Origin of the sequence: Vibrio sp. 10N.261.51.F12, from assembly GCF_041471725.1 — a bacterium.
In the GTDB taxonomy this organism is placed as follows: domain Bacteria; phylum Pseudomonadota; class Gammaproteobacteria; order Enterobacterales; family Vibrionaceae; genus Vibrio.
This window is the reverse complement of the sequence record NZ_JBFROV010000001.1, coordinates 343292-356709: the sequence shown is the minus strand read 5'-3', so window position 1 is coordinate 356709 and position 13418 is coordinate 343292. Positions and strand designations below refer to the sequence as shown.

The following is a 13418-nucleotide window of genomic DNA, read 5'->3' as shown; positions in this document are numbered from 1 at the left end:
CACTAACTTATTTTAAATAAAAAAATTTAAAATTTAACTATTTTACTTTGATTTTCCATAATGTACCCCTCACAATAAATGCGACTCCGGTCACATTTATTAATAATTATAGAGCGAGTACACAATATGAAATTGAAAAAAATAAGTCTTATCTTGTTCTCTTTGGCAATATTCTCACTGCCTAATATCGCGAGCGCGAGTAATGGAGGGGGAAATGTAATTGGAAGCGTCGTTCAGTGCACACTTCCCGATGGGACTCAAACCGTAACTTATCAGCTATATTGTAAACTGGATGATGGACAAGCTCGATACTAATTATTTGTTGGCCTCATTTTTTGTATCTTTGAGGCCATTGATTATAGGGCATTCACTCTCTTCATTACCGGGACACAATTGCGACCACTCCTCCAGCTTGTTACACATATTTTGAAGAAGGTCCAACTGTTTTTTAAGTTCGATAAGTTTTTCTTCAACGATTGTTTTAACGTCAGCACTTAATCTTTGAGGGTTTTTTTCTATGCATAGTAACGTTTTACACTCTTCTAATGAAAATCCTGATTTTCGTGCGTTATTGACAAAATTAAGATCGTTTATTTGCGATTGGGTATAAATGCGGTATCCATTTAGCTCTCGAGATGGTGACGAAACAATACCCTTACTTTCGTAGAGTCTAATTGATTTTTGAGAAAGGCCTGTTATTTTTGATACTTCACTTATCTTCATAAACAAGCCTTACTCTCGCTAAAATTACTGACTAAGTAGCCACGCCAATATAGATTGCCTTTCTGATATTGTCGCTTCCTTATACCAGTATTGCATCATATCCGTTGATTGTGAATCCAAAGGTAGCTCAGTAACGATTGACTTACGATTCTCAACCGCCCATGTCACAAACTCATCTTTTTCATTTGAAGATGCTTTATCATACCAATACTGAATCATATCGACAGATTGATTATTGCCTGATGACGCAATAACTGCAGCACTTGTTGCAGTAGCCACTGCTGCCGCATGAACTGGCGAGTCTAATTCTGTTTTCAATGCTTCGATATAACCAGCCGCTAATCGAAATGAAACTTGGTAGCTGCTATTTGTCACAAGATTAAAAACGAAGTCTTTCTCACCAACCGCTTTCCACGTAGCTGCATCAACTGGAAAGCTAAAATACTGCGTTGCTGTGCACTGCTCAGTGCAAATACTAGTTGACGGTTTTGTTGCTTTAAGTCCAACTGTCTTACCGTCATATGAAGCATCGGTAAACTCTGTATACGATTTAAAATACGTCACCTCCATATTAACGTAGCCAGTCATGTCGTGCTCATGAGCGTTTTGTTTTTTTGATAAGGCGAGGACAACCTGTGATTTAACAATGTCTCCCCCATTTATCGAGTCAGTTATCGGATTGTAGTTTTTTCCAATAACAACAACTTTACCTTCCTTTGAGCTCACTGATTCAACAGATTGGGAAAAATCGCTTTTTGAATCAAGAGAAGAACATGCTCCCAACATAAACAACGACAACACAACAGCAGTTTTTCTAAACATATTCCTCTCCTTTGGAAAAAAGCGTTAACATTAACCGTTAACGCTCACCTTGTACTTACATAAGTTTAATTGCGATACAGCATAACGTTAGAAGCCGTATTCTAAGCCTACGCGCGTCACGATATCTGAACGATTATCAGAGCTGTCTTTTACATTCGTGGTACGTTGCGCTACACGAATATATGGAACAAACCCATTAACAACCGCCATCAATTGACCTGATATAGTATTTTCAGCATCATCTTGTGACACGCCACCTTTTTCAGAATCTAAATTAGCCGCATAGCCGAGTTTAAAGCCGATAGGTCCATTCCAGTACTGACCAATGACAGAGTATGATCCTTGATCATGTGTCACATTACTCTGATCCAGTTGCTCATGCTTATAAGCTGCCGCCAAGCCAAATCCAGCTGGTAACGCTAAATCAAAACCCACTAAATACGCTAGTGTATCAGTATCATCAGTGGTTGAGGCCGCCGTATAATAATTGTCACCCGCTACATATGCATTACCGTTATCATCGGTACCGCTGCCAGTAGCAATGTCCCATTTAGCTTCCGTCGTAGTTCCTGAACGCTTACCAGACTCAACTGCACCCATTAACGTTAACTTCTCAAAAGCATATTTAGCGTTTGCACTTCCGAAGTATGTATCTCGTGTAGCTGAACCAGCACCACCACCATTGTCGTCATCGTCACGGCCAACAGAGGCTGCAAATGTAAATCCACCAAATTTTGGAGAGTCATATCGAACTTGGTTTGATTGGCGATCATAGTGTGCGTTAATACCACCCCAATCAAAGACAGAGCCAAGACCTGGATTAGAGAAAGGCCAATCTACAATTTCATACAATGGCGTCAGCACACGACCGACTCTAACGTTACCCCAATCACCTGATAATCCAATAAACGTATCACGGAAGCCCAAGACACCACCAGCCGTTCCGCCGTGAGCCCAGTCCGTATTATCAACGTAGCCTGATTCTATTTGCATTGTCACACGAATACTGTCGGTCATATCACCAGACGCTCGGAAGCCAATACGTGATTCATTCTCAACGACAAAACCTGCGCTATCGCTCTCTTTATCCGTTACGTTATAGTTGACGGTAGAAATAGCCGCTACGCCGTAGACTTCAACGTCAAAGGGTGAGTTAATACCAACTTGACCACCATCCCCTTCATCAGCGAAAGAACCAAATGAAACGATTGACGCCACTGCTGCACCGATGAGAGTGCGTTTAAACATTTTTTCCATGGAATAAACTCCTAAAAATGGATATAGCTGTTTTTTTAATATTTCGCCTTAAGTTGGCCGCCGAAGGGAAATATTTCCTTTTAATTTTAGTAATCAGTTTACGCTGATTAATTTCCTGTCTACACCGTGTGTATCCATATCCACAAGACTAACTTTGCGACAAAAAATATCAATTAACTGTTTACTTTCCCTATAAAAAATAGGAGGCACCGCAAACTTTTACCTCACTTATTGATGAAGGTCTTATTTTTTACATCAAAAAAACAAAAAAACTTTAAATTCTTAATTATCAACAACTTAGTTAAAATAAAAAACAGAAGAAGGTGACATGCCTCGCACTGGTTTTTTATTTCATGGCCATCAACAAATAAATTAAACCTTGATCACAACATTATTAATATAAATAACAACGAAAAATAACCTTGAAGTCACTCGCAAAAAAAAGGACCTCAAGAGAGGTCCTTTTTAAATTCAGAATAAATGTCTATGGTATTAAATCTATCAAATCTTGTTCTGTTTTAATTTCAACACCGAGCTCTTGAGCTTTCGCTAATTTTGAACCGGCATTATCACCAGCAAACAATATATCGGTTTTTTTTGAAACACTACCAGTGACCTTAGCACCCAATGCTTGCAATGCGGCTTTTGCATCACCACGGTTTAATTGCGATAGTGATCCCGTCAGCACTACGACCTTCCCTAGGAGCGGCTGTGGTGTATCTTCACTCGGGAGTTCAACATCAGCCCAATGAACACCTGCCTCAATAAGCGAAGCGATAACATGACGATTTGATTCAGCTGCAAAGAAGAAGCGAATATGCTTCGCGACAATCTCACCGACATCTTGAACGTCGATCAACGCCTCATGACTGGCATCAATAATGGCATCCAGTGTCTTAAAATGCGCCGCGAGATTTGCCGCGGTTGCTTCCCCAACCTCTCGGATACCGAGAGAGTACAAAAAACGAGCCAGCGTGGTTTCTTTGGATACCTTGAGTGCATTCACTACATTTTGAGCTGACTTAGGTCCCATCCGCTCGAGTACGGTGAGTACGCCTGCTGACAACTTGAATAAATCCGCCGGTGTTTCCACCATTTCTTTGTCAACAAGCTGTTCAATAACTTTGTCACCGAGTCCATCAACATCCAAGGCCTTGCGTGACACAAAGTGTTTTAAGGCCTCTTTTCGTTGCGCTTGGCATACTAATCCTCCAGTACAACGAGCTACCGCTTCCCCCTCTATCCGTTCGATCCCAGACGCGCATACTGGGCATACTGATGGGAAAGTGATAGCAGAGGCGCTCTCAGGACGTCGCTCTGGTACAAAAGCAACAATCTGTGGGATGACGTCCCCTGCTCGTCTCACAATAACGCTATCACCTACTTTCACACCAAGGCGTTCAATCTCATCCGCATTATGCAAGGTGGCATTGCTAACGGTGACACCGCCAACAAAGATTGGTTCGAGTTTGGCAACAGGTGTAATCGCACCAGTGCGCCCAACTTGAAACTCAACACTATTAAGTGTTGTGATCTCTTCTTGCGCAGGGAACTTATAAGCAATCGCCCAACGAGGCGCCCTCGCAACAAAGCCTAACTGCTCTTGTAATGAGATATCGTCGACCTTAATGACCACGCCATCAATCTCATACGCTAACGCATCACGTTTATCTGAAATCGCTTTATGATAGGCCTTCACCTCTTCGATATCTTTCACGCGTAGCGTTTCCGGCCCCATAGGAAAACCCCAAGACTTAAGCTTAGTGAGCCTATCGAAATGACTTGGTGGTAGCTCAGCACCTTCTACAACACCAAGGCTGTATGCATAAAAGCTGAGAGGACGAGTAGCCGTAATGCGAGAATCAAGTTGACGTAAGCTCCCTGCTGCCGCATTACGCGGGTTAACAAACACCTTATCGCCTTTCTTTGCCGCTAATGCATTCATTTTGTCAAAGCCGGCCTTAGGCATAAACACTTCACCACGCACCTCTAAGCGGGCAGGCACGTCATTTCCTTGCAGTTTCAGTGGAATTGCGCTGATTGTACGGACATTTTCTGTAATATTTTCACCCGTCGCGCCATCACCACGTGTCGCAGCTTGCGTCAGTATTCCGTTTTCATACATTAAGCTCACTGCCAGCCCATCCAGTTTCACTTCGCAACAATAGGCCCCAACATCAATACGATTAACACGGTCGGCAAGGCGTTTATTAAAATTCTCTAGGTCTTCATCAGAGAAGGCATTATCCAAAGACAACATTGGAATCTCATGCTTCACTTGGGTAAATCCGTCTAATGGCATGCCGCCAACGCGTTGGCTTGGAGAGTCCACTGATACCCACTCTGGGTGCTCAGCTTCAATGGTCAGCAACTCCTGCATCAAGCGATCGTATTCCGCATCGGGAATGGCGGGCATATCCTCCACATAATACTTTACTGCGTGATGGTGCAGTTGCTCTTTTAGTTCATTTAAACGTTGCTGAGACATGTTTTCTATCCTGATTGTACTGATAAAAAAGGCTCCTATTAGTAGGAGCCTTTTATTACTAATAAATAATGGTGGTGCTACGCACCGGATTTAGCGCGGCTAAAATCTTGAATCTGTTTTTTGTAGGCATCAATACGTGATGGTGTCAGTAAATTGCGCTGATCATCTAACACGTTGCCACTCACATCGTCCGCTATTTGCTGGGCGGTTCTCAACATAAGCTTGAAATTTTGTTCCGCTTCACCAAAGCAAGGAAGAGTCATGAAGAAAGAAATACCTTTAGTAGTAAAAGTATCAGGATCATCATGATGCAGCGTACCGGGTTGCATCATATTCGCGACACTAAATAATACCTTACCGGTCCCCGATAAATCAGCATGACGGTGGAATATGTCCATATCGCCATAAATAAGCCCGTTTTGACGCATGCTATCAAACAATTTCGTGCCTACGAATGGTTCACTGCCTGCACAATGTACGTTCATAACGATGACCTGCATGGCAGGCTCTTCTGGTTCCTCAACCACGGGTTCAACCGGCTTGCTCGTTGGTGATGCCACGACCTGATCAGCCGAGTGAGGCTTATCATCTAGCGCCACACTACTTTCAGCCAGCGACGTGTTCTCTTCAACCACCGACGCATTTTCAACGCGCGCATAGGCGGGCTTATCGAAATCGCTTTGATCAATATCAGTAGAGCTAAAGGTAACCGTTGGCTCTAGAGGCGTGATTTCTTCCACCGACTCTTTCGCACTAAACGAAGGAATATCGTCTGATTCAACGCGAGGCTCGACAAATCCGGGCGCTGTGTCATGCCTCGTCGCCTCATAATCACGCTCATGGTGATCACTGACATCATCAAGAGGATCAAACGCAGGCGTTTGTTGGCTTAGACCGAAATCAGGTTCCGTTCTTACCTTACGTACAATCTCAAAATCATCTTCTGGTGCGACATACTGATCATCGTCATCAGATTTTTCATCAATATTACCCAGAGGTCGATCACCAAACTTCTTCTGACCTTCCTTTTTGCTTGACCATAAGCCATGAAACAACAGCGCCGCTATGGCTAAGGCACCGACAATAATGAGTACGAATCGCAATTCCTGCATTGTTTGCTCTCAATGTTATAAAAATAGTCCTTATCGAAGTGCCAAAACACTCCCAACCATCTTACTTTACCAAAACTCTACCTATTATTAGAACACCTTAGTATAAGAAGTTTGTGATTTCCTTAGACCTTTTTTGTTATAGTCGCCTTTCTGCCCCTCAAAATGACTACAAAAGGAGCTGAATTTGAACAAGGCTACTACCGGATTTGGTTATTTCTACCAAGGTTTCCAGCTTGCTTTTACGCCAGGCATTCGTCGCTACGTCATTATGCCTTTACTCGCGAATATTTTATTGGTGGGATCGGCAATGTATTATCTGTTTGCCAATCTGAATGTGTGGATTGAGGATTGGATCGGCGCCCTTCCCGAATTCTTATCGTGGTTGAGCTATATACTATGGCCTTTGCTCACGCTCACTATCTTAGCAACGTTCTCGTACTTTTTTAGCACCCTCGCAAATTTCATTGCTGCGCCGTTCAATGGGCTCCTAGCGGAAAAAGTGGAAGAATCACTAACGCAACAGAAAATATCCGATGATGGCATCATGAGTATGGTGAAAGATGTGCCACGTATCATGGCCAGAGAATGGCGCAAACTGCGCTACGTCTTGCCCAAAGCCATTGGGCTTTTCCTTTTGCTGCTTATTCCAGCACTTGGACAGACCGTCGCGCCATTTCTTTGGTTTATTTTTACCGCGTGGATGCTGGCAATCCAATACTGTGATTACCCGTTTGATAACCATAAAGTCCCATTTAATGACATGCGGTTATCACTAAAACAGAAACAAGGTAAGAGCTACACCTTTGGTGCCATGGTTGCGTTATTTACATCGATTCCAATTTTGAATCTTTTTGTCATGCCGGTTGCGGTGTGCGGTGCCACAGCCATGTGGGTACAGGAATTTAAAGACCAGCACAAATAACCACAGCGATTTAGTCTCGCTATCGTATCTTCGAATATAGCTAGGGTCTGTTAGGTAAAGAGGATTCAGCCTCTTTACCTAACCTCTGCTTCGAACTTAACGTTTGATGGAAGTCTTTGTCTTTACTCTCGAACCATCAAGGCTTAAGTGCACGCCGGCTAAAGCTATCGTTACCACATTGAACACAGTTAATAATCACTGTTGGGTGGTTGTATTCACTGCGATGACCACATTCTTCACAGACCAACACCCCCAAGCCAATCATCTCCCCTGTATTGTAAACACCTTGGTGTTCTAAATCTTGAAACAACTCAACCCATTCAACTCGAGTTTTATCCGTAATATCCAACAAGCCTTGCCAAACCGAATTGGCCACCATCAAATAAAAGGGCCCACTTTTGCTTTCTTCGTAGTTGTCAGCAAACTCTTTCAAATCAGAATTGATATAGGCAGAAATGAGCGCCATTTCATCCTTCGTCATATCATTCGCAGCTTCAATCACTGACCCCGATTTTTCAAGTACATGCTGTACCTCTTCTGGGCTGTGCTTAAGATTATCAACCACATCTTCGATCATCTCTTCATAACTGGTTTTACGCTTCGGCATAGATCCCCCTAATGTAACGGAATAAATTGGAGTGCAGCTAGGCAGTATACGGAACAAACCAGCGCAAACTATGCGCTATAGAATCGTTCCAGACTGGCGTTCCAGTTCATGAACGCCGTCAACAAGGCTGCGACTTCGTATATGAAGGGCATATTGACTATTGTTGACCGCGCCTGCTTTAGGTATTCTATGATGATCTAGTAGTTTCTGTTTTAACAGAACTCACAAATTCCAAGATAACCGGAAATCATCGATGCAAGAACAATACAACCCGCAAGAGATTGAACGTAAAGTTCAGGCACACTGGGACAACAATAAGACCTTTGTTGTAAGTGAAGACCCAAATAAAGAAAAATTCTACTGCTTATCTATGTTCCCGTACCCAAGTGGTCGACTGCACATGGGTCACGTTCGTAACTATACCATCGGTGATGTGGTTTCTCGCTTCCAACGCCTGCAAGGTAAAAATGTAATGCAACCAATCGGTTGGGATGCATTTGGCCTACCTGCGGAAAATGCGGCTGTTAAAAACAACACAGCGCCTGCACCATGGACTTACGAAAACATTGAGTACATGAAAAACCAGCTTAAACTTTTAGGCTTTGGTTACGACTGGACTCGTGAATTCGCAACGTGCACACCTGAATACTACCGCTGGGAACAAGAGTTCTTCACTAAGCTTTATGAAAAGGGTCTAGTTTACAAGAAGACATCTTCTGTGAACTGGTGTCCAAACGACCAAACCGTTCTTGCAAATGAGCAAGTCGAAGATGGCTGCTGCTGGCGTTGTGACACCCCTGTAGAACAAAAGAAAATCCCACAATGGTTCATTAAGATCACTGAGTATGCTCAAGAGCTACTCGACGACCTAGACAACCTTGACGGTTGGCCTGAAATGGTTAAAACCATGCAGCGCAACTGGATCGGTCGCTCTGAAGGTGTCGAGCTATCTTTCACTGTTAACGGTGAAGAAGCACCTCTAGAAGTGTACACAACTCGTCCAGACACGCTAATGGGCGTTTCTTACGTCGCGATTGCCGCTGGTCACCCACTTGCAGAGAAAGCGTCTAAGAACAACCCTGAGCTTGCTGCATTCGTTGAAGAGTGTCGCAACACTAAAGTGGCTGAAGCAGAATTAGCAACGATGGAAAAGAAAGGCATGGACACTGGCCTAACCGCTGTCCACCCTCTTAACGGTCGTGTTGTTCCTGTTTACGTAGCAAACTTCGTACTGATGGATTACGGCACAGGTGCGGTAATGGCGGTTCCTGCTCACGATCAACGTGACTACGAGTTCGCGACAAAGTACGGCATCGACATTATTCCTGTAGTCAAGCCTGAAGACGGCTCTGAGCTCGATGTATCTGAAGCGGCTTACACTGAAAAAGGGGTATTGTTCGATTCAGGTGAATTTGATGGCCTTGCGTTCCAAGAAGCCTTCAATGCTATCGCTGCAAAGCTTGAAGCTGAAGGTAAAGGTAAGAAGACGGTAAACTTCCGCCTACGTGACTGGGGTGTCTCTCGTCAGCGTTACTGGGGTGCTCCAATCCCAATGGTAACGACTGAAGACGGTGAAGTTCACCCAGTACCAGCAGACCAACTGCCGGTCATTCTTCCAGAAGACGTAGTCATGGATGGCGTAACAAGTCCAATTAAGGCTGATAAGTCTTGGGCTGAGACGACATTCAACGGCGAACCTGCTCTACGTGAAACCGACACCTTTGATACGTTCATGGAGTCGTCTTGGTACTATGCTCGCTACTGTTCACCACAAGCTGATGACATTCTAGATCCAGAGAAAGCAAACTACTGGCTACCCGTTGATCAGTACATTGGTGGTATTGAACACGCATGTATGCACTTGCTGTACTCTCGCTTCTTCCACAAATTACTTCGCGATGCTGGCTACGTTACCTCAGATGAGCCATATAAGCAGTTGCTTTGCCAAGGCATGGTACTTGCTGACGCGTTCTTCCATACCAACGAAAAAGGTACGAAAGAGTGGATCGCTCCAGCGGATGTGACGATTGAACGTGACGCAAAAGGCCGTATAGAAACAGCGGTAGACAGTCAAGGCCGCAACGTTGAGCACTCAGGCATGATCAAAATGTCTAAGTCGAAAAACAACGGTATCGATCCTCAAGAGATGGTCGATAAATATGGTGCTGATACCGTTCGTCTATTCATGATGTTTGCTTCACCAGCGGACATGACACTTGAGTGGCAAGAATCTGGCGTTGAAGGGGCCAATCGCTTCTTAAAACGTGTATGGAAACTGGTTAACGATCACGCATCAAAAGGTGCGGCAGAATCCGTCGATACGGGTACATTGTCATCAGACCAAAAAGCATTGCGTCGTGATGTTCACAAAACCATTGCTAAAGTAAGCGATGATATTGGCCGTCGTCAAACGTTCAATACCGCCATCGCAGCCATTATGGAGCTGATGAACAAGCTAGCTAAAGCGCCTCAAGCATCAACTCAAGATCGTGCCATCCTCGATGAAGCACTAAAAGCTGTCGTTCGTATGCTATATCCAATGACACCACACATCTCTTACGAAATGTGGATGACATTAGGAGAAGCAAATGTTGACTCATCAACATGGCCAGAGTTTGATGAAAACGCATTGGTTGAAGATGAAAAAACCATTGTGGTTATGATCAACGGCAAACTACGCGCGAAGCTGCTTGTCGCGGCAGACGCCACTGAAGAACAAGTAAAAGAGCTTGGTCTAAAAGATGAAAATGCCATTAAGTTCCTTGATGGACTTACCATACGTAAAGTGATTTATGTTCCTGGCAAACTACTGAATATCGTAGCAAACTAGACAATATATGACGAAAGTCGCAGGCACCTAACCTGCGACTTTTATTGTTTCGTACGTTATCTTATTGAGATTAAAATTCATCAACATCACACTCACTGTTTTATGTAAGCCTCTTGATAGGACGTTTACATAAACCATTGTCTAACGAGTAAGCGGTATTATGCGCCTGTTAAAACACAATCTATTCAAACTCTGTTCCGTACTTTTACTCACGTCATTACTGAGCGCTTGTGGTTTCCACCTGCGTGGTGAGTACTCAGTGCCAGATGACATCAAAAAAATCTCCGTTACTAGTTTTGATCAATACAGTCTCATCACTCGTCAAATCAAGGAACAACTGCGCCTAAGCCAAATCGAACTTGTCCAACCCAATATGAATATCCCTAACCTTCATATTACGGGTGAAGCCACGAGCGATCGCACACTTTCTTTGTATCAAAACACCCGAGCGGCCGAGAAAGAAATCACTTATGAAGTCAACTATCGGGTTACCATACCTGACGTAGGGTCTAAAGATTTTGTTGCCACAATGACGCGTAGTTACCTCGACAACCCATTGTCAGCGCTTGCTAAATCTGCCGAGCGAAAACTCTTAGAAAATGAAATGCGCGAGCTAGCGGCTCAGCAGATGATGCGCCAAATGGCGCGCTTAAAAACAGAGATCGAAGAGTTTGAGCAACACCAACAAGAAGTTGAAAGCACAAGCGAAACGCCAGAAACCGCGTCTCGTTCATAGCACCACCTCAAGGAATTCATGTGAAAGTTTTCGCCGATCGTCTCGCTGAGTCACTCGCTCAGCGATGGTACGGGTGCTATCTGCTGTTTGGTAATGAACCCCTTTTCATCCAAGACAGCCGTATCGCTATTATTGCCAAAGCAAAATCGCTGGGGTTTGAAGAACACCACCGTTTTGTCGTAGATGCGTCTATCGACTGGAATGATGTCTTTGATTGCACCCAAGCGATGAGCCTGTTTTCCGCCAAGCAAATTATCGAAATAGAACTGCCTGAATCAGGCGTCAACGCCGCAATTTCCAAGCAGCTTGCCGAAATTGCGACTCATCTCCATGAAGATATTGTGCTCATTGTATCTGGCAGTAAGTTAACCAGAGCACAAGAGTCAGCCGCTTGGTTTAAGGCGTTAAATGGGTGTCACGTTAGCTGCGTAACGCCCGATATAAAGCGTCTACCTCAATGGGTAATGCAGCGTTGTAAATCCGTGAAGCTTATGCCTGATCATGAAGCGGTACAGTTACTTTGTCAGTGGCATGAGGGCAATTTATTTGCCTTGTCTCAAAGCCTTGAGAAACTCACCTTATTGTACCCTGATGGGCAACTCACTCTAATTCGAGTTCAAGAGGCACTAAGCCGTCATAATCACTTTACCGTTTTTCACTGGATTGATGCGATGTTAGAGGGCAAAGGCAAACGCGCTCAGCGTATCCTAACTCAACTAGAATCAGAAGGTATTGAGGCCGTTATCTTACTTAGAACAATTCAAAGAGAATTATTCCAACTGGTAAAGATGCAACAAGCCCTTACCCAATCATCAATGGCTCAGGTCTTTGATCAATTTCGTGTATGGCAAAATAAAAAGCCGTTGTATAACGCTGCATTAACACGCCTATCAGCAACTCGACTCAGACAATCGATACAGCTCTTAGCCTTGATCGAGATTCAAGCTAAGACTCAGTATGACCAAAGCCCCTGGCCACTTATTCACCAGTTGTCGATGAACTTGTGCGTAACTGACACACCGATGTCTTTACAGCCTTAAAACCTGTTATAATCCCAAGATCAATGTCATGGAAAATGCCATTGACCCGATTTATTACCTGAAAAGAGGAACACCCCTTGCAACACGAAGAATTGAAATTATTTCTCGCTGACAAAGCCGATGACATGAAAGCCGTAGATATCGTCACCATCGACGTAGTGGGCAAATCAAATGTCACTGACTTTATGATCGTGTGTACAGGTACATCAAAACGCCACGTCATCTCGATTGCTGACCATGTTGCATCGGAAGTCAAAAAAGTCGGTGTTGAGCCACTGGGTGTCGACGGTGAACAAGAAGGCGAATGGGTAGTCGTTGACATGGGCTCAACGATGCTGCACGTCATGCAAGAACAACACCGTGAGCTTTATCAATTAGAAAAACTCTGGGGCTAGTCGTTTGAAACTACAACTCATTGCCGTTGGGACCAAAATGCCTAAATGGGTAGAGGAAGGCTTTCAAGAGTATCGCCGCCGCTTCCCACACGATATGCCTTTGGAGCTTATTGAGATCCCGGCAGGTAAACGCGGCAAGAACGCCGATATTGCACGCATCTTACAAAAAGAAGGCGAAGCGATGTTGGCAGCGGTTCCAAAGGGAAATCGAGTCGTCACCTTAGATATTCCGGGAAAAAAATGGGATACGCCTCAACTTGCCGAGCAATTGGAGAGTTGGAAGCTTGATGCACGAGATGTATCGATTTTGATTGGTGGCCCTGAAGGACTCGCTCCAGCTTGTAAGGCAGCGGCCGATCAAAGCTGGTCGCTATCAGCTTTAACACTGCCGCACCCATTGGTACGAATAGTGATGGCTGAAAGCTTGTATCGAGCTTGGTCTATTACCACTAATCATCCCTACCATCGAGAGTAGTTTCACCCCCT

Annotated in this window: 12 protein-coding genes; 6 read left to right on the top strand and 6 right to left on the bottom strand. The window is 44.2% G+C overall.

The window, feature by feature from the left end; genetic code table 11:
* Positions 1–315: 315 nt before the first annotated feature.
* From cueR to zipA, 5 genes are all read right to left on the bottom strand, one after another.
* Positions 316–723 carry a Cu(I)-responsive transcriptional regulator gene (cueR, locus tag AB4405_RS01530; protein WP_372059345.1) on the bottom strand — a complete coding sequence of 136 codons (408 nt, stop codon included), beginning with the start codon at positions 721–723 and terminating at the stop codon, positions 316–318.
* Positions 724–747: 24 nt separating this feature from the next.
* Entirely contained in the window at positions 748–1545 is a 798-nt protein-coding gene (locus AB4405_RS01525; protein ID WP_372059344.1) for a DUF2057 family protein, read from the bottom strand.
* Between the two features lie 87 nt (positions 1546–1632).
* Positions 1633–2802, bottom strand: coding sequence for a porin (locus AB4405_RS01520; RefSeq protein ID WP_372059343.1), 1170 nt, complete (start codon positions 2800–2802; stop codon positions 1633–1635).
* A 484-nt stretch (positions 2803–3286) separates the two neighbouring features.
* Positions 3287–5290, bottom strand: a complete 2004-nt coding sequence (ligA, locus tag AB4405_RS01515; protein ID WP_372059342.1) for an NAD-dependent DNA ligase LigA — start codon at positions 5288–5290, stop codon at positions 3287–3289.
* A gap of 77 nt (positions 5291–5367) precedes the next feature.
* Entirely contained in the window at positions 5368–6402 is a 1035-nt protein-coding gene (gene zipA, locus AB4405_RS01510) for a cell division protein ZipA (protein WP_372059341.1), read from the bottom strand.
* Positions 6403–6586: 184 nt separating this feature from the next.
* On the opposite strand from zipA, the gene cysZ reads away from it, so the two are divergent.
* A complete protein-coding gene (cysZ, locus tag AB4405_RS01505; RefSeq protein WP_372059340.1) occupies positions 6587–7324 on the top strand; it encodes a sulfate transporter CysZ in 738 nt (245 codons plus the stop codon).
* A 136-nt stretch (positions 7325–7460) separates the two neighbouring features.
* Here the strand turns inward: cysZ and AB4405_RS01500 are convergent, their stop codons facing one another.
* On the bottom strand, positions 7461–7931 hold the full coding sequence (locus AB4405_RS01500; protein ID WP_102468823.1) for a zinc ribbon-containing protein: 471 nt from the start codon (positions 7929–7931) through the stop codon (positions 7461–7463).
* Positions 7932–8184: 253 nt separating this feature from the next.
* On the opposite strand from AB4405_RS01500, the gene leuS reads away from it, so the two are divergent.
* The 5 genes from leuS to rlmH all read left to right on the top strand — a co-directional run bounded on the left by leuS (position 8185) and on the right by rlmH (position 13407).
* The gene (gene leuS, locus AB4405_RS01495) at positions 8185–10761 is read left to right on the top strand and encodes a leucine--tRNA ligase (protein WP_372059339.1); all 2577 of its coding nucleotides are present in this window, start codon (positions 8185–8187) and stop codon (positions 10759–10761) included.
* A 160-nt stretch (positions 10762–10921) separates the two neighbouring features.
* A complete protein-coding gene (gene lptE, locus AB4405_RS01490) occupies positions 10922–11497 on the top strand; it encodes an LPS assembly lipoprotein LptE (protein ID WP_372059337.1) in 576 nt (191 codons plus the stop codon).
* A 20-nt stretch (positions 11498–11517) separates the two neighbouring features.
* Positions 11518–12537: a DNA polymerase III subunit delta gene (gene holA, locus AB4405_RS01485; RefSeq protein WP_102468826.1), complete on the top strand. Its 1020-nt coding sequence runs from the start codon at positions 11518–11520 to the stop codon at positions 12535–12537.
* Positions 12538–12614: 77 nt separating this feature from the next.
* Positions 12615–12932, top strand: coding sequence for a ribosome silencing factor (gene rsfS / locus AB4405_RS01480; protein WP_102468827.1), 318 nt, complete (start codon positions 12615–12617; stop codon positions 12930–12932).
* A 4-nt stretch (positions 12933–12936) separates the two neighbouring features.
* Positions 12937–13407 carry a 23S rRNA (pseudouridine(1915)-N(3))-methyltransferase RlmH gene (gene rlmH / locus AB4405_RS01475; protein ID WP_102468828.1) on the top strand — a complete coding sequence of 157 codons (471 nt, stop codon included), beginning with the start codon at positions 12937–12939 and terminating at the stop codon, positions 13405–13407.
* The last annotated feature ends 11 nt before the right edge of the window (positions 13408–13418 follow it).